General features: G+C 46.8%; 20 protein-coding genes. 9 read left to right on the top strand and 11 right to left on the bottom strand.

Features of this window, described 5'->3' with window-relative positions; translation table 11 throughout:
- Nucleotides 1-27: 27 nt before the first annotated feature.
- From D082_RS14160 to cysK, 6 genes are all read right to left on the bottom strand, one after another.
- Nucleotides 28-1,023 (bottom strand): sulfurtransferase, encoded by a 996-nt coding sequence (locus D082_RS14160; protein ID WP_081857670.1) that lies wholly within the window; start codon nucleotides 1,021-1,023, stop codon nucleotides 28-30.
- A gap of 196 nt (nucleotides 1,024-1,219) precedes the next feature.
- Complete coding sequence (locus D082_RS18625) at nucleotides 1,220-1,378, bottom strand: hypothetical protein (RefSeq protein ID WP_158506518.1); 159 nt, start codon at nucleotides 1,376-1,378, stop codon at nucleotides 1,220-1,222.
- 196 nt (nucleotides 1,379-1,574) lie between these two features.
- Nucleotides 1,575-1,823, bottom strand: coding sequence for a hypothetical protein (locus D082_RS14155; RefSeq protein WP_028947017.1), 249 nt, complete (start codon nucleotides 1,821-1,823; stop codon nucleotides 1,575-1,577).
- A gap of 100 nt (nucleotides 1,824-1,923) precedes the next feature.
- Nucleotides 1,924-2,556 (bottom strand): Crp/Fnr family transcriptional regulator, encoded by a 633-nt coding sequence (locus D082_RS14150; protein WP_202963088.1) that lies wholly within the window; start codon nucleotides 2,554-2,556, stop codon nucleotides 1,924-1,926.
- Between the two features lie 51 nt (nucleotides 2,557-2,607).
- Nucleotides 2,608-3,912, bottom strand: a complete 1,305-nt coding sequence (locus D082_RS14145; protein WP_081857669.1) for a cysteine desulfurase — start codon at nucleotides 3,910-3,912, stop codon at nucleotides 2,608-2,610.
- A gap of 118 nt (nucleotides 3,913-4,030) precedes the next feature.
- Nucleotides 4,031-5,008, bottom strand: a complete 978-nt coding sequence (gene cysK, locus D082_RS14140; protein WP_028947019.1) for a cysteine synthase A — start codon at nucleotides 5,006-5,008, stop codon at nucleotides 4,031-4,033.
- Between the two features lie 200 nt (nucleotides 5,009-5,208).
- Here cysK and D082_RS14135 point away from each other — a divergent pair, with 200 nt between their 5' ends.
- Nucleotides 5,209-5,997, top strand: coding sequence for a Crp/Fnr family transcriptional regulator (locus tag D082_RS14135; RefSeq protein WP_028947020.1), 789 nt, complete (start codon nucleotides 5,209-5,211; stop codon nucleotides 5,995-5,997).
- 47 nt (nucleotides 5,998-6,044) lie between these two features.
- On the opposite strand, the gene hypE is transcribed toward D082_RS14135, so the two are convergent.
- From hypE to D082_RS14115, 4 genes are all read right to left on the bottom strand, one after another.
- Entirely contained in the window at nucleotides 6,045-7,085 is a 1,041-nt protein-coding gene (gene hypE / locus D082_RS14130) for a hydrogenase expression/formation protein HypE (RefSeq protein ID WP_028947021.1), read from the bottom strand.
- A gap of 73 nt (nucleotides 7,086-7,158) precedes the next feature.
- Entirely contained in the window at nucleotides 7,159-7,386 is a 228-nt protein-coding gene (locus D082_RS14125) for a hypothetical protein (RefSeq protein ID WP_028947022.1), read from the bottom strand.
- A gap of 62 nt (nucleotides 7,387-7,448) precedes the next feature.
- On the bottom strand, nucleotides 7,449-8,126 hold the full coding sequence (gene surE, locus D082_RS14120; RefSeq protein WP_028947023.1) for a 5'/3'-nucleotidase SurE: 678 nt from the start codon (nucleotides 8,124-8,126) through the stop codon (nucleotides 7,449-7,451).
- A gap of 173 nt (nucleotides 8,127-8,299) precedes the next feature.
- Complete coding sequence (locus D082_RS14115) at nucleotides 8,300-8,716, bottom strand: transcriptional repressor (protein ID WP_028947024.1); 417 nt, start codon at nucleotides 8,714-8,716, stop codon at nucleotides 8,300-8,302.
- Between the two features lie 105 nt (nucleotides 8,717-8,821).
- On the opposite strand from D082_RS14115, the gene D082_RS14110 reads away from it, so the two are divergent.
- From D082_RS14110 to D082_RS14075, 8 genes are all read left to right on the top strand, one after another.
- A complete protein-coding gene (locus D082_RS14110) occupies nucleotides 8,822-9,823 on the top strand; it encodes a metal ABC transporter solute-binding protein, Zn/Mn family (protein WP_028947025.1) in 1,002 nt (333 codons plus the stop codon).
- Nucleotides 9,801-10,664, top strand: coding sequence for a metal ABC transporter ATP-binding protein (locus D082_RS14105; RefSeq protein ID WP_028947026.1), 864 nt, complete (start codon nucleotides 9,801-9,803; stop codon nucleotides 10,662-10,664). Before D082_RS14110 ends, D082_RS14105 begins: the two co-directional genes overlap by 23 nt.
- Nucleotides 10,627-11,484, top strand: a complete 858-nt coding sequence (locus D082_RS14100) for a metal ABC transporter permease (protein ID WP_028947027.1) — start codon at nucleotides 10,627-10,629, stop codon at nucleotides 11,482-11,484. Before D082_RS14105 ends, D082_RS14100 begins: the two co-directional genes overlap by 38 nt.
- Nucleotides 11,485-11,525: 41 nt before the next feature.
- On the top strand, nucleotides 11,526-12,503 hold the full coding sequence (locus D082_RS14095) for a PhoH family protein (protein ID WP_028947028.1): 978 nt from the start codon (nucleotides 11,526-11,528) through the stop codon (nucleotides 12,501-12,503).
- A 266-nt stretch (nucleotides 12,504-12,769) separates the two neighbouring features.
- The gene (locus D082_RS14090; RefSeq protein ID WP_238546741.1) at nucleotides 12,770-13,921 is read left to right on the top strand and encodes a tetratricopeptide repeat protein; all 1,152 of its coding nucleotides are present in this window, start codon (nucleotides 12,770-12,772) and stop codon (nucleotides 13,919-13,921) included.
- A 207-nt stretch (nucleotides 13,922-14,128) separates the two neighbouring features.
- On the top strand, nucleotides 14,129-14,707 hold the full coding sequence (locus D082_RS14085) for a phycobiliprotein lyase (RefSeq protein WP_028947030.1): 579 nt from the start codon (nucleotides 14,129-14,131) through the stop codon (nucleotides 14,705-14,707).
- Nucleotides 14,708-14,889: 182 nt separating this feature from the next.
- Nucleotides 14,890-15,639, top strand: coding sequence for a phycobilisome rod-core linker polypeptide (locus D082_RS14080; RefSeq protein ID WP_028947031.1), 750 nt, complete (start codon nucleotides 14,890-14,892; stop codon nucleotides 15,637-15,639).
- A gap of 343 nt (nucleotides 15,640-15,982) precedes the next feature.
- Nucleotides 15,983-16,888, top strand: coding sequence for a hypothetical protein (locus D082_RS14075; protein WP_028947033.1), 906 nt, complete (start codon nucleotides 15,983-15,985; stop codon nucleotides 16,886-16,888).
- Here D082_RS14075 and D082_RS14070 read toward each other — a convergent pair.
- Nucleotides 16,885-17,328, bottom strand: a complete 444-nt coding sequence (locus D082_RS14070) for a hypothetical protein (RefSeq protein ID WP_028947034.1) — start codon at nucleotides 17,326-17,328, stop codon at nucleotides 16,885-16,887. The genes D082_RS14075 and D082_RS14070 overlap by 4 nt on opposite strands.
- Between the last annotated feature and the right edge of the window lie 49 nt (nucleotides 17,329-17,377).

Here is a 17,377-nt window from a genome sequence, read left to right as displayed (position 1 = left end):
GATATTGTCCACATTCATAATTTAATGCTAAGCACTCCTTTCGGGACCGGTTTCCACTGGTAAATCTGTTGTGCTGTACTCTGTCCAGGAACCCTCATAAATTCGAACATTGGGATATCCAAGCAAATGTTTAAGTACAATATATTGCAAAGTCGCTTCCCGTCCAGTACTGCAGGAAACAATAATGTTATCGTCGGGTTTGATATTCCGCTCAGCCAAAAGTTGTTTAATCTCGTCTAAAGATTTCAACTTATGGGGATTTTTCAGAGCCTCATCGGGATTATTGGCTTCAGTGAAAGTCGGCCAAGGAATATTTTTTGCCCCAGGAATATGACCATTCCTGACCCAAAGATTAACTTTGCCTTCAAAAAGATCCGCTGGACGGGGATCAATAATTACGGTGCCTGGCTTACCAATTAAAGGCTTGAGCTGTTCTATGCTGACACGAATGTCAGGATTATCTTGTAATGTAAATCTACCGGGTGTATAGCGGGGAAACTCCTTGGTTACGGTTTCCTTTGCATCTTTAAAGCCTTTATAGCCGCCATCTACTATTGCAACTTCTTTAGCTCCAGAACGTTCCAACAAGTAGGCAACCATAGTTGCACCTAAAACGTTATTACCGTCGGAATAAACGACGACCTGGTCGTTATTACTAACGCCAGATTTACTCAATAATTGCACAATTTTATCAGCATCCCAGTATTGCACTGGCAAAAAGCCGTTGGGTCCACGGAAAACATTGTCAGCAAGGTTAACAGCTTTAGGGATATGCCCGTCAATATATTCCAAAGGATTGATCCGTACGTCTAGGACTTTTACTTTGGGATTGTTAATATGTTGACTTACCCAATCAGGGGAAACAAATTCAATTTTAGTAGTGGGGGTATTAGCAACAGAAGGAATAGAAGAAAGTAGAAAAAAACTGACTAATCCTCCCAGAAAGATAGCAAAAAGCTGTACGAACTTTCGTTTAGTCCATTTCAGCTTTATTGTCAGATTAGAAGGGGTAAATTGAATCATAGGAAAATTCTCCGAAATAAACTGGGGTGAAACAACAAAAATTTAAACCAATGGGTAACTAACAAGGGCTAGAGGATGAGAAACCCAGTTAAGTTTATAATTTGAAAATGAATTAGTAAAAGTAGGAGTGTGGTGAACAGACTAGAAGAAACAATGCCAGAGAAAAGAATCTTTCTAAAACTCTTTGGCTCAGTTTTTATTGAAAAATTTGATCTCCTCCGACGTGCATTAGCAAAATTCTTCCCAAGTTTGATAACCAGTAACCGGCGATCGCCCCTGGCAAGAGTGAGCCATTGACAAATAAGTTACAAACATAGCCAAAGCCATAGACTAGGGGTAAGGGTAAATTAATCATCAAACCATTCCATCAGCACAAGGGGGACAACGAGAAACTAAAAAGCAACAGCAATAATCCTTCCAGATAGGCTAAATCCTGCTCTATGGAAATTGGGAGACAACTTGAGATAATTAAATCTTTATTCTTGACCATCGGTGAAGAGGTGTAGAAAGCATTGAGAAAATCAATCTTAAGAATTCAAGACCTGGTTTATCTAGGTTCCTAAATTAGTTAAGGATGATGGCATTTGCTTGATTTTAGCTTTTCTGAGTAACTGATTTAACTCTAACCGATAAATAAACTCAAATAAATATAAAAAACCAATACCACTAGTAATCAAAGCTAACAAGCTTAGAGCAATAAAATAAGCATAAGTTTTCCAAATTAAGCCCCGTAATCCCAAAGGATAAAGTGGAGGACTAGTAGGAATAAAATTAGATAAATGCCAGGTCATAGTTTTCATAAACCTAATGATTTAGCTAGGAGAATACAACTTAGTTAATTATCCCATTCAGCACTAAAAATCTAACAAAACTGTATAAAGAGTACATTAAATCAATCAATCAAATTTCATAGTGCCAAATTTCTTCCTCGTTTAAAATGAAACGATGTAAGGAGTTTTGTTTGATTCGACCTTGTCTTTCCAATTGATTTAAATTTCTAGTCACTGTTACCCTGGTTATTCCTAAAATATCAGCAATATCTTGGTGGGTAAGACGAACATCAATTAACTTACCATTGGGGACTTTTTTGCCAATTTTTTTGCCCAGCCAATCAAACAATTTGATTATCATCATATCCGTTGTTTTGTAATCACGGATAATTCCTAATTCATGGACAGACTGAATATAGGTCAGCAGTAAGTCTATATTCTCTTCCGATTTTTTCCAGGGAACTAAGGAGGCTTTAACTTCTGTCAAACACTCTAATTCATAAGGCTTAATATTAGTGAAAATACGACTGACAATTTCACCACTACTCCAAACTCCTAGAGTAACAATGCTACCATCTTCTAAAAGAGTGTAACCTTTGACTAGTCCGCTATCAATTTTCCATACACTATTAATTCTATGCGGTAAATTGGAGCGACTATCAAAAAAATGCCACTTACGATATTCTTGGGCTAAAAGCATTTTCTCATTGCTCTGGCTAGAAGATAGGTTTCGATAATTTGCTCTATAGCTTGAGGTTTGCATTTTCAAATCTGGATTTAGCTAATTGGTGATCGAGTGTTATTTAACATTAATTCAGCAGTCAATTTTTTCCAGAGCCTTAATACAATGATTGATTTCAGATTTTGTATTATAAAAAGCAAGGGAGAGTCGCACCGTTGAAGTTAATCCCAATCTTTTTAAAATTGGCTGGGCACAATGATGACCTGAGCGCACAGCAATGCCCTGCTTATTTAAGGCTTGTCCCACTTCTGAGGGAGCAAAACCATCTAACAGGAAAGAAATTACTGAAGCTTTCTCCATCGCATTACCAACTATATGCAATCCTGGAATTGTCTTCAGTCCTAACGTGGCATACTCCAATAATTCGTTTTCATAATTGGCGATCGCCGTTAGACCGATATTTTGCACGTAATCTAAAGCCTTACCTAGGGCCACTACATCAGCAATATTGGCGGTGCCGGCTTCGAATCGTTTGGGAATAGGACGATAGCTAATATGCTCAAAGCTTACTTCACTGATCATATTTCCCCCGCTCTGCCAAGGGTCCGTGGCATCTAGTAAATCCTGTCGTCCATAGACTACACCAATGCCCGTAGGACCAAAGATTTTGTGACCAGAAAATACAAGCCAATCGGGATTTAATTCTTGGATATCAATGGGAATATGGGCAATGGATTGGGCCGCATCTATCAACACTTTTGCTCCAATTTCATGGGCTAAATTGACAATTTCTTGGGCTGGAGTAACGGTTCCCAATACATTCGATATGTGGCAAAGCCCGACTAATTTAGTGCGGGAACCAAGCAATTTTTTATATTCATCCAGTAAAATTTGTCCCTGATCATCCACTGGCGCCACTATCAACTTTGCCCCTGTTTCCATCGCCAATTGATGCCAGGGGACAATGTTGGCATGGTGTTCCAGATGGGTTAGAAGAATTTCATCTCCAGCTTTGATATTTTGTTTACCCCAACTTTTTGCTACTAGGTTTATACCTTCCGTTGTGCCCTTGACAAAAATAATTTCATTGACCGACTTAGCATTGAGAAAATGACGCACAGTTTCTCTGGCATTTTCATAAGCATCGGTGGCTCTGGCAGCTAGGGTATGGGCGGCTCGATGGATATTAGAATTTTCATGTTGATAAAAATAGGTCAGACGATCAATGACCGTCTGGGGTTTCTGGGTGGTGGAAGCATTATCAAACCAAATTAGGGGTTTTTCGTTTATTACTTCATTCAGAATGGGAAAATCTTGGCGAATTTTTTCAACATCAAAAATAGCGGCATTGGAGTCGTAAAGCTTGCCATTACTTTTATTAAAAATGGGAGCAGAATCTTGATAAATACGCAGCGTATTTGCCTTGAAATATTCCATTGATTTACTTTTCTTAAGATTGTTGATAATTGTAAAATTGACCACAAATGGCGTCCTATTCCAACATATTTATTAGTTGATTTTCAGCCAAAAGTATTTAATTTATATTTATTTATGTCTATGCCGCCAGCCCTTCCTCATCAAATACTCCGTGGAAAAGCACTGAACTAAGATAACGCTCCCCAGAATCCGGCAGAATTACTACAATGGTTTTGCCCTGATTTTCGGGACGTTTAGCCAGGCGAGTTGCTACGGCCGTGGCCGCTCCACAGGAAATACCGGCCAAAATGCCTTCTTCTTTGGCTAAACGTTTGGCGTAGATAATTGCCTCTTCATTGGAAACAGTTTCCACCGCATCTACTAGGGACACATCTAAATTTTTGGGCACGAAACCAGCTCCAATACCCTGGATTTTATGGGGGCCAGATTTAATTTCTTTGCCGGCCATTGCTTGAGAAATAACAGGACTTGCTTCTGGCTCAACGGCCACAGAGGTGATGGATTTACCCTTAATTTCTTTGAAGTAACGGGAAATTCCTGTGATGGTTCCCCCAGTGCCAACACCGGAGACGAGAATATCCACATCGCCATCGGTATCGTCCCAGATTTCCGGTCCTGTGGTTTCTTGGTGAATGCGGGGGTTAGCTGGATTGCAGAATTGTTGTAGCAAAACATAGCGTTCAGGATCAGAATTGGCGATCGCCTCAGCTTTGGCAATGGCTCCGACCATACCCTGGGTACCCGGGGTTAAAACTAAATTTGCCCCATAGGCTTGTAGCAACTTGCGCCGCTCCAAACTCATGGTTTCCGGCATGGCCAAAGTAAGGGCAATCCCCTTAGCCGCCGCCACAAATGCCAGTGCAATGCCTGTATTGCCACTGGTCGGTTCCACCAATTCCTTGCCTGGGCCCAGTAAACCCCTTTGCTCCGCATCCCAAACCAAAGCCGCGCCTAATCGACACTTAACTGAATAGGCCGGATTACGACCCTCGATTTTCGCCAGCACAGTGGCATTAGTGTTTCCAACTACATTATTTAAACGGACTAAGGGAGTCCGACCAATGGAAAAACTATTATCCGCAAACCATTTGCCCATTAGCGGCGCCTCCGAACACGATGGGATGTTTGTGTTTTGTAGATAGCTTGAGCGAGAGCATCTAGAATAAAAATAAATCTTACATTAATTAAACATAAAATGCAACTCACTTACAAATGTGTTGTAATTGCAATCCGGCGTGAAACAATGGAAGGTTGGCTTTGTGCGATGATCAGAGCAATGTAAATTTCCCTTGAGTTATGGCAAAAAGACAATCCATGTCCCCGTCCCCCGAGCCCATCACCAAGCTGATTGAAACGAATTATCTGTTTCGGGGTCTAGATACCCCGTGGATAGGGGAATTACTTGCCAAAGACCAGGTCAAAGTAGAAAAGCTGTTTTCCAATCGCCCCCTGTATACGGCCTTTTTGCCAGACCAGGATTTAGACAGTCTCTATGTCATGTTGGACGAGGGCATTGTCATCACCCGTAGTACTCCCCTGGATCGGATTATTGCTATCCACTACGCTGGCAGTTGTTTTGGCCTACGCAACCTACCCTTTAGCTATGGTTTAGCCACCAAATCTTTTCCCTGTCTGGTGGAATCCTACAAAACTAGCCATGTGATCAAAGTTCCCCTGGCCACCGTTCAGCAAATTTATGAAAATAGTGAAGTTTTTCGGGAACGGTATCGCTTTCTGTTTGAATTACAACAAAAATTTGAATACCATCTGCTCAATTGCAGTACCTACCCTCCCCAAGCTGTTGCGAGTTTGCTGCGGGCGTTGATCTACCAAGAAAGGGAGTTGGGTAACCAACCCGATCGCCAGGGGAATTATATTTTTGATTTGCCCATTGATGTGATTGCCAGGGCTTGCCAACTGAATCAAAGGACGGTGGAGCAAGTATTAAAGGGAATGCAAAAACACCATCTGATTGCCATTCCCAAAGGGGAAAAAGAAGACTTAATTCAAATTCTGGCTCCGGAAGGACTCAAAGAGGTTTACAGTTCCACCCGGGAAAAGGTTAGCTGGTGGCCACTGAAATAGTTCTAGAACCACTCTATCGGGAGGATTATTCAGTGGTTATGCCCCTGCTAACAAATGCGGGGTAACTGTTCCCCACTGATCATATCCAGTAGGCGGGGGGCCCCAATGGAACTTTCCAGGCTGACTAACCCCAGAGTTTGTTCACTTTTGCCTGTCACTGTACCGATCGCCGTGGCTTGGGGATGGAAAGTTTGCAAAATTTCTATGGTTTTCTGCTCTGCCGTCGGGGGCACAATAGCTAAAAACCTTCCTTCATTGGCCACATAGAGGGGGTCAAAACCCAACAGTTCACAGGCGGCCTGCACCTCGGCTTCCACTGGAATTAACGTTTCCCGCAAAGCCATGGTTACTCCAGCAGTTTGGGCAATTTCATTTACCGCACTGGCCAAACCTCCTCTGGTTAAATCCCGCAGACAGTGAATGGGTATTTCCGCTGACAATAATGCCTGCACTTCTCTGTGAACCGGGGCTGAATCACTTTCAATGGTGGTTTCAAATTCTAATCCTTGGCGCACCGCCATAATGGCCATGCCATGGCGCCCCAAATCGCCGCTCAAAATCAGGCGATCGCCCACCTGTACCTGATTAGGATGAATAATTTGTTGATGGTCAAGGGAACCAATGCCACTGGTGTTGATGAAAATGCCGTCCCCCTTGCCCCGGTCTACAACTTTGGTATCGCCGGTAATGACTTTTATGTCGCAATGCTTGGCTGCTTGCCCTAGGGATTGAGCTACCCGCCAGAGGGTTTCCATGGGCAATCCTTCTTCGAGGATAAAACCAACGCTAATGTAACGGGGAGTTGCCCCGGCCATGGCCAGATCATTTACCGTGCCGTGGACCGCCAAAGAACCAATGTTCCCGCCTGGAAAAAAGAGGGGATTGATCACATAGGAATCGGTGGTAAAAGCTAAGGAACTATGGTTGACAGCAAAAACCGCCGCATCATGGCCTTGGTCTAGGGGACAACCAAAGGCAGGGAGAAAAATCTGGGTTAGTAATTGTTGACTCAACTTACCGCCGCCACCGTGGGCCAACAACACCTGGGGATAACGGTCAAGGGGAATAGGGCAGTTCAAGTTTGCTATGGGTTAAATAATTTTTTGGAAACCTGTTTGGGCCCATGGCAACTGTCAGCAGCTAACAGTTAGAGCCAAAAAGTTAAATTGCTTCAGGATTAACTCCCAATTTCTTTAGTTTGGCCGTTAGTCGATCAGCCCGTTGTTGTTCTTCGTTGGCCCGTCGCTTTTCCTTTGCCATTGCTTGATTAAGCTCCACTGTGGTAAGAAACTTCTGCCCATCAGGATAATAAACTTCCAAGGTATCAGTGGTTAGAAGAAAGCGAATGCCCAGGAGGGGGCTCGTCCAATCCTCTATGGTCCCGATCACCTCTAACCCGTTCTCTCCCCGCTGAAGTCCAGTTAAATAGAAAAAACGTTGAACTCCCTGGCTTAAACTCCCAATTGAGTGATGGCAATGTTGCCAGAAAAACAAACGTCAATATCCGTTCCCGGTTTTCGGGGTCGTTGGCTATATTCTCCCCGATAAAAGAAATTTGACCCTTCTTTGGTAAATGCCACGGGTAGAGGATCCCGACTAGGTTCACAAAAAATAATCTCCGGCTCCGGATCGCCGGCCTGCCAATGGGGCAAGTTCACATTCCAAAAATGTTGGGGGGGTAATTCCTGTTGCCAAAGGGTTTTCAATACCACCGCCGACCAGCGGGAAGCCCAGTCCCAATCAATGGTACGGGGTTTATTAATCCAGTGGGAAATGGCGATCGCCTTATGGCCAAGGATAGCCGCCTCCCGCACCGCGGCCACCGTGCCAGATAGGTAAGAATCAATACCCATATTGCCCCCCGCATTAATACCTGCTATTACCCAATCAACTTCCGGGTAAAAATGGGCAACCCCCAAACGGGTACAGTCCGCCGGAGTGCCATCCACGGCATAGCGATCTTTTCCCCTCTGCTCCACAGCGATCGCCTGGTCAGTGGTTACTTTATGGCCGCAGCCAGAATGCTGATCTTTGGGGGCCACCCACATTCCCCTTTGACCGAGGGCCCTATAGAGAGCCTCAATACCAGGGGCGTCAATGCCGTCATCATTGGTAAGCAAAAAATTCATCAAAAAAACTGGGCCTTAAATCCCGGTGGCTTTGCATCTAGAACTCAAGAAGATATTCTATCGGCCCACAAGACAGATCAATCCTCTCCCGGCAAATGGTTTTATTTCAAGACCACCCTTGCCCAAAAAGACCACGGGGTGGGAATAAAAATAATTGTACTAATCGCCCAATCCTAATCATTGCCCTTGGCACAGAGTTGACAAAGTCCGAAGAATTCTAGGGTGTGGTAGTAAATCCGAAACGAATAATTAGTCTGCAAATTTTCTTCCAGGGATTGGACTGGGCAACCCTGAATTGGTACCGATTCCCCACACTGTAAACAGGTCAGACAATGTTGGTCCTGCTCTAAGGTTTGGTAAAGCAATTCCCCCGTCATGGTGGCTTGGTGTTGGATAAACCCCGCCAATTTGAGGGCTTCCAAAGCCCGGTACACGGTGGCTAAACCAATTTTCTTGGTCTCCCTCAGTTTGGTGAACAGGTCCTGAGCTGAAAGCGGTTCCGTCTCCCTCTGTAAAGCTTGGAGTACTAATCGTTGGTTAACCGTCAGGGCTTCTAGACGAATGGCAAGGGAGGGGGGGGAAAGACTCATGACAATGGCGAGGAATTATGCAATGATAACGATTATCGTTTGTTATTGAGCTCCGCGGGGATGAATTTCCCGTCGGCTCGATCTTCACTGTATTGCACATTGGTAATGTTCATTTTGCCCACTGTCCCCCGCTTTGTCCAATCCTTTGGTCTTGCCGTAATTGTGGGTTTAGGAACCCTAGGCTGTCAGTCTGCCGTTGAACAAATTGGGCAAAATGGCCAATCTGGGGATGCCCCATCGGTGGAAGCCATGGATATTACGGTAAGTATCCCTCCCCAACAATACTTTTTGGAAAAAATTGGTGGTGACTTGGTTCGAGTCAACGTCCTGGTGCCTGGTAATAATGATCCTCACACCTACGAGCCGAAACCGCAACAATTGGCAGCCCTGAGTGAAGCTGAAGCCTATGTTTTAATCGGTCTTGGGTTTGAGCAACCCTGGCTAGAGAAGGTCAAGGCTGCCAATGCCAATCTGGTTTTGATTGATTCCGCTGAAGGCATTAATCCCTTGGAGATGGAGGAGCATGGTCATGGGGAGGAGGAAGGGCACGGTGACCACGGCCACGACCATGGGTCAGAGTCAGAAAAGGAAAAGGCCATGGGAGCAGTGATGGTGGTGGATCCCCATATTTGGTTATCTCCCACCCTGGTAAAACAGCAGGCCACAACGATCGCCAAGGGATTGGCGGAGCTTGACCCGGATAATCGTGCACAGTATGAGGCTAATTTAGCTAAGTTCATCGAAGAAGTTGGGCAGTTAGATCAGGAATTGCGACAAACCCTGGAGCCCTTACCCCAAAGAAAATTTATTGTTTTCCATCCTTCTTGGGCTTACTTTGCTCGGGATTACAACCTAGTGCAAATTCCCATTGAGGTGGAGGGCCAAGAGCCCAGCGCCCAGGAATTGAAACAGTTAATCGATACGGCCAAGGAAAATAATTTGAGGGTTGTGTTTGGAGAAACCCAATTTAGTACTAAAAGTGCCGAGGCGATCGCCGCTGAAATTGGGACGGGGGTGGAGTTACTCGATCCTTTAGCCGCCGATTGGTCTAGCAATCTTAAATCCGTTGCCCAAAAAATCGCCAATGCTAACAGTGCCCAGCCCTAATGCTAATGCCTCCATGGTCAGCCATTCTCCCCCTGTAATTACCGTTGAAAATTTGTCCGCCGGCTACGATGGCAACCCAGTACTGGAAAATATTGACCTGCAAGTAGAGGAAAGGGATTTTCTCGGTTTAATTGGCCCCAATGGAGGGGGAAAAACCACTCTGCTCAAAGTGCTGTTGGGCTTAATCAAACCCCAGCAAGGCAAAGTGCAAATCCTTGGACGCCCAGTGGAACAGGGGCGACGCTACGTGGGTTATGTGCCCCAATGGTTGGAGTTTGACCGGGCGTTTCCAGTGCGGGTATTGGATGTGGTAAGGATGGGTCGCCTGGGGCGGGGCAAATTATTTCGCCGTTATCACCAGCAGGATGAAGCCATTGTGCGTCGTTGTTTGGAACAGGTAGGTATGGGAGATTTGGGCGATCGCCCGCTGGGAGCTTTATCTGGGGGACAACGGCAACGGGTTTATATTGCTAGGGCCTTGGCTTCCCAACCAAAGATTTTATTGCTGGACGAACCCACCGCCAATGTGGACAGTAAGGTGCAAAAAAGCATTTACGAGTTGTTGGGGGAACTGAATCAAACCATGACCATTGTGATGATTTCCCACGACCTAGGGGCCATTTCCCGCTATGTCAAAACCGTCGGTTGTCTAAACCGCAGTTTGCACTACCACCAAGAAAAATTTATCACCCCCCAGATGATTGAAGCCACCTATCAATGTCCAGTGGATTTAATTGCCCATGGTGTGCCCCATCGGGTTTTCCCTAGCCATGACCTGGCTTTACCTGTGCTGGACGGAACCAATGGTCAAGGTCATTCTGTGGAGTGTCACCATGATTGAGACCCTGACTCAGGCGTTGCAATACGAATTTATGCAAAACGCCATCGTAGCCAGTTTGCTGGTCAGCTTAGCCTGTGGATTAATTGGCTCTTTCATTGTCATTAACCGCATGGTTTTCATTAGTGGCGGTGTAGCCCATGCTGCCTATGGAGGCATTGGTTTAGGCTACTATTTTGCCTTTAATCCCCTCTGGGGAGCATTTGGTTTTTCCTTAGTGATGGCCTTAGCTATGGGTTGGGTAGCGAGGAAATATCAACAGCGCAGTGACACTTTAATTGGAGTGATGTGGGCCCTGGGCATGGCGATCGGCATTATGTTGATTGATTTAACCAAGGGCTATAAAGCCGATGTAGCTAGTTATTTGTTTGGCAGTATTTTGACGGTGCCCCGACAGGAACTCTGGCTCATGGCCGGCCTAGACCTTGTGATCATTATTCTTTTATTTCTGCTGTACAAGGAGTTTTTGGCCATTTCCTTCGATCCCATCTATGCCACCACCCGTAATTTGCCGGTGGATATTCTTTATTTAACCCTAGTGGCAGCCATTGCTTTAACGGTGGTGATGGTGATGCAGTTGGTGGGATTAATTATGGTTATTGCCCTGTTGAGTATTCCGGCGGCGATCGCCGGTCAGTATGTGCGGGATGTGCCCCAAATGATGGCAGTGGCCAGTGGTCTGGGTATAATCTTTTGCACTTTTGGGTTGGCACTTTCCTACAGTTTCAACCTTTCTTCCGGAGCGACCATTATTTTGGTGGCTAGCATTGCCTATCTGATTAGTTTGGCATTTAGACAGTGGATGGCAAGGTCCGTTGCCTAGGGCATATACTCGACTCAAACCCCTTCTGAGTTACTCCATTTATGTCCCAAACTACCGCCACCCTGCCATTGCCCAGCCCGGAAAGTGCGATCGCCTTAGCAGGAAGCGGAGAAGATAACCTGACCTATTTGGCCCACCATACCGGTGCAAAGTTAATTCTACGGGGGCAGGAACTGATGGTGGTCGGCACCGAAAAAGCCGTGGCTAGGGTTATGGCCGTGCTCCAATCCCTCGCTCCCTACTGGCAGAGTGCCAAGGCCATTTCCCGTCCCGATTTGATGACAGCTTTCCATGCATTGGATACGGGCAAACAGGAAGAATATCAGGCCCTACAACAAACGGTGTTGGCTAAAACCCGCCGGGGGGAGACTGTCCGCGCCAAAACCTTTCGGCAACGACAATACATTAAAGCGATCCAAAAACATGATGTGACGTTTTGCATTGGCCCAGCGGGGACAGGGAAAACTTTTCTGGCAGCGGTGCTGGCGGTGCAAGCGCTGTTGAATAATGAATGCGATCGCCTGATTTTGACTCGACCAGCGGTGGAAGCGGGGGAAAAATTAGGTTTTCTGCCGGGGGATTTGCAACAAAAAGTTGATCCGTTTTTGCGCCCCCTCTACGATGCCCTCTATGAATTCATAGAACCGGAAAAAATTCCCGATTTGATGGAGCGAGGCAAAATTGAAGTGGCGCCCCTGGCCTATATGCGGGGAAGAACTTTGACCAATGCCTTTGTGATTGTGGATGAAGCCCAAAACACCACCCCAGCCCAACTGAAAATGGTCTTAACCCGCCTTGGTTTTGGCTCGAAAATGATTGTTACTGGCGATATAACCCAAACCGATTTACCCAATTACCAAAAATCGGGTTTGCAAGTGGCCCAAACCATCCTCAAGGATGTGGAAGGGGTTGCATTCTGTTACCTTAATCAAGCGGATGTGGTGCGTCATCCCCTGGTGCAAAGGATTGTGGAAGCTTACGAACGTTCTGAAAATACCAGTCCAGCAACTCTCAAGTAATCTTGGTGAAAGGTCTATGTCTAAAGGGTTTGAGAGCATTGAGCCACCCTAAGGCCAGGGGCAATTTTCCCAGAAGCAAAAGTTTGTTGTACACTGATGCGGGCGTGAACCCGTGGCCAATGGTCAAGGTAATCGCCAATGTGGTGTGGGGTGAGACCGGGGGCGAATGAACCGTCTCTAGGCCTTTTTTGTCTAAAGCAAAATTAAACCAAGTTAAGCAAATGCCAAGCCGTCCTTCGGGGCGGAGTTTCACCACCAGTTTTTCAATGAATTTACGCTACCTCTGGTCAGGCAGACAAATATTGATGGGAGGCAGTTTAATTCCCCTGTTATTCAGTGCCACTGTGTTGGCTCAATCTTCCATCCCCACTGAGTTCAACCGCCATCCCAACGTTAACCCCCTGCTGGCTCAACGCTCAGCGGCCGATGATAGAAGGCAGTTCAATGAGCTACTGCGCCAAGGCAAGGCCTATGTGGATAACGGTAATTTTCCCCAGGCGATCGCCATTTACCAACAGGCGGCCATGTTAGACGGGGAAAACGCAGAACTGTTTGGCAGCATGGGTTATCTCTACGCTCGCCAGGGACAATTTGCCGAGGCAAGCCAAAGTTTTCAGCAGGCTTTGCGGGTAAATCCCAATAATCCTGAATATTACGATGGTTTAGGATTTAGTTACGCGCGCCAGGGATTGTTAAACGAAGCCGCCAGCGCCTATGCCACTGCCATCAGTTTAGGTCCCAATTCCCCGCAGTCAGTTAAATATCGCCTTGCCCTGGGGGTCATCATGCTCCAGCAGGGAGACTACAACCGAGTGCGTCAACTGTATAACGAAATTCATCGTTTGCAATCGGATAATGAAGAAGCGGCGGTGATGATGGGGGCGGCCCTCCTCCAGAGCAATGAGTATGAACAGTTAATCACCTTCAATAATCAGGCTCTCAGATTATTTCCTAACCGTTCCGAACTGAACTTGCAACTGGGTAAAGCCTATCTGGCCCAGGGGGATCTGGTGGCGGCCCGCAGAGTGTTAGAACCCAGGCTCAATCCTGATTGGCGTAGTTTTTCCCTATACCTTACCTGGGCAGAACTGCTGGAACAGGAAGGGAATTTTGCCGGGGCCCTGGATGCCTATAAACAAGCCCTCCGCAATGAACCCACGGCGATCGCCGCTAAAATAGGCACTGGCCGGATGTATTTGGAGCTGGATAACCCTGCCGAAGCAGTTTGGGTTTTTCGGGATCTAACCCGTCTGCAACCCACTAACGCCGATTTTCACTATCTGCTGGGGGAAGCCTACCTCGTTGATGGGAAAACTGACCTGGCAAAAAAGTCCTTTGGAGAAGCCGAAAAACTTTATCAAACCCAGGGCAATATCCCCGGCCGTGACCGGACTCAAGAAAAGCTGGATAATCTTTAGAGAGCATTTATAAAGTCCCCCTGGTTCCCCAAAGTTTTGGGGAAGCTAAATAACAATCCTCCGGCATTGGGAGATGTAGGGGGCAAACTAAAACTTCGTAAACAGTCTCTTAGTGAAAGTTCCCCAGGCTAATACTTGGCGACAAACTTTCCACCAGCCTAATTATTGTTTTTTTGATCCCTATTTAATTTTCAGGAGTTAATCATCGTGGATGCCATGGAGTTTTTTCGCAATAGTTCCGGCAATTGGCGATCGCAACGGACCACCCACCACCTGGCCTTCCGTCGGGCCGAAACGGGCACTTCAGAAATTTTTGTTGAAGCCCTAGCCGCTGATGACCCAAAGATCATCGAGATCTGCCAGCTGCACAACTGTGACCCCACTAAGACCGTAGGCGGAGCCTTTGTCCGCTGGGAAAGCGCCATGGCCTGGGATAAAGAAGATGAAAACCACGAAGGCACAACGGTTTTTGCCCTCATCCCCGAAGAAGACAATCCCCAACAGGGTCTGTTGTTGAGGGAACGGGGTTATGCGGAAATTGTGCCCATCGCCGGTCGCTATCACATCGACGAAGAAGACGCCCTAGTACTAGTGACAGACTATGAAACCATGACTACCATTGAACGGTTTTGGTTTGCCAACCCGGATATGCGCCTAAGAACCAGCACTGTGCAAAGGTTCGGAGGTTTCAACACCGCCACCTATTGCACGGAAATGCGGGTTAAGGAAGATAGCTCAGTGCCGACAACCCCTTCCCCGACCTACGAACAATTCTGCGGTTGGTAGTGCTACCTTTCCCAGGAGGGAGAGATTAGTGCATCAAGGCTAATTCCTGGGAAATGAGCTACAACGGCCAAAGGCTAACAATTGTAATAAATTGTAATATTTGCCAACGATCAGGACCCTTCGCCCTTATTATTTAAACTAACTCATTATCAAGCTCTTCTTAAGATCACGGAGGTTTACACTTGGCTCTTCCCCTATTGAACTACGCCCCCAAAAGTCAGAATGTGAGGGTTGAAGGTTATGAAGTTGGCTCTGAAGAGAAGCCTGTTGTTTTCACCACCGAAAACATCCTCTCCAGCACCGACATGGATAACCTGATCGAGGCGGCCTATCGTCAAATCTTTTTCCATGCGTTCAAGTGGGACAGGGAAAAAATCCTTGAGTCCCAACTGCGTAACGGCCAAATCACTGTACGGGATTTTGTGCGGGGATTGTTGCTTTCCAACACCTTCCGCAATAGCTTCTACGAAAAAAATAGTAACTACCGCTTCGTTGAGCATTGTGTACAGAAGATTTTAGGACGGGACGTTTACAGCGAACGGGAAAAAATCGCTTGGTCCATTGTCGTAGCCACCAAAGGCTATCAAGGGCTGATCGACGACCTACTCAACAGCGATGAGTATCTCAGTAACTTTGGCTATGACACGGTACCTTACCAACGTCGTCGCAATCTTCCCGGTCGGGAAGCGGGTGAATTGCCCTTTAACATTAAATCTCCCCGGTACGATGCTTACCACCGTCGTCAATTGGGCTTCCCCCAAATTGTTTGGCAAAACGAAGTGCGTCGTTTTATTCCCCAGGAGAAAAAGCTTACCGCTGGCAATCCGATGAATTTCCTGGCCATGGCCCGCAGTATCAACCCTGCCGCCAATACTATTCCCAAAGTTTCTGCCCAAAATATCAACATCCAAGCTTCTGTACCCCGTCGCTAGGGATCAAAGTCAGAGGGTTGAAGGATTAGTACATTCCCGGCATGGATAGTTAAATATTTTTCTGTCGCAAAACTCAAACAGAAAAGTTCAATAATTGTTTCGCTGGGACTTGTTGCTAGTCCCTTTTTTTTGTCTCTTTTGGGGGCAGCTATATGAGTATAAATACGAAACTAAACCAGCGGCGGTGGCTAATGTGGGAGTAATTGTGAAGTCTTCTAACAATTGTGGAACCTCTGGCAATAATCTCAGACTAAAAAACTATACTTGCCCCCAATACTAACTCTTCACCGACCTAGGGTTTGAAGTTGGTTGTGGTAATAGTTTCCCCAGAGTGGAGTCCCCCATGATTGCCCCTATTTGCCGTGCTCTGCGTTCCCGTCTCCCCTTCGCTGCCATGCTGATGATTGCCGCCACCGCTACCCCAGCCCTCGCTAATTTGCCGATCGCCGCTAATCTTCCTGTTAATCAGCCCGAGCCCCTATTGTTGAACGGTGTTTTGAGGCCCTTTAGTTTTACCCCGATGGGGGTTCCCGACGATCATTTTCTACTCAATGTCACCGATGTACGGGAAACGGATCCCCTTGATAGTCCCTACCCGGTGCCCTGGGAATGGATTGTCCGCACCCAGCAGGATTATGCAGAACAACAACAGTCAGGGTTGCGCTACTACCGCAGTCCAGCTTTAGTGTCTCCCTCTGGTCAATATGCCGCCTATAGTCGCATTGAAGTGCGGGCGGAGCCTAATTCCTATGAATCCAAGGTGTTGGGGGTAATGTTTATTGAAAATTTAGCTACGGGCAAGCTGCAGGTAGTGCGGGCCAACTCCCCCATTGCCAGCTATCTGCAAAGGGTGGGGGAAGATAGTCCAGAAATGGCCGGGGTAATTTCTATTCTTTTGCCAGCTTCCTGGTCTGAGGACGGCGATCGCCTATTGGCCCGGCAAATGGAAGGGGCGTTTAATTCTTCCGATATCAGCGATTATGGCGTTGTTTGGCAAAAAGGTTCCATCCGTACCCTCAGTGCCATGCCCCAGAACAACACGGAATCCAGCGCGACCCTATTGGGTTGGCATGAGAGCGATCCCGGTCAGGTACTTTTTCAGGTGAGCCATTTTGACCAAGAGGAGGACGAAAATTCTTTGGTCAGCGTGGCCCTAGATGGCAAAGTCCAACCAGCAAAAGCCCCCACAGTCATTGCCTACGGGAAACGGGTCAGCCGCAGTTGGAGCGGAGTGCAATCCATGCGCTAGGAAGGGGAACCGGAGCGGTCTGGAGGCTGAAAAAGCTCGAAGGCTTGGCGGGTGAATTGGCGCAGTTTTTCCCCGATGTCCTGGGCGGGGAGATATTTACCCACCACCTGCCAGTTGTCCACTGTGGATAGTCGCCAGGCCTGCCCTTGGTGATTGATGCCGACGGTTTCAATGCCAATAATTTTCGGGGATTTTTCCATGGGATCTGGATGGAAGCGAATTTGCACCAGGATACTGCGGCTCTGGTAACGGGGACTCCAACCGGGTAAATGGAAACCAATGTCGATGGAGTGGGGGTCCACCTGGGCTTGGGTCTGGCGATCGCCTTGCCAAGGTGCGAGGTCGGCCCTTGCATCGGGAAATTGGGCTTTAAAGAGGTTCACCACAGCGGCGATTTTACTAGTGGTAGCGAGTCCAATGGCTTGTTCTGCCGCATTCATTGGCAATGTCTCCTGCCGAAAAGTTAACCGTTGGCCAGGACAGGATTAT

Source organism: Synechocystis sp. PCC 6714 (assembly GCF_000478825.2).
Taxonomy (GTDB): domain Bacteria; phylum Cyanobacteriota; class Cyanobacteriia; order Cyanobacteriales; family Microcystaceae; genus Synechocystis.
Note: the sequence above shows the minus strand (reverse complement) of the source record. Positions and strands in the feature narration are given on the sequence as shown.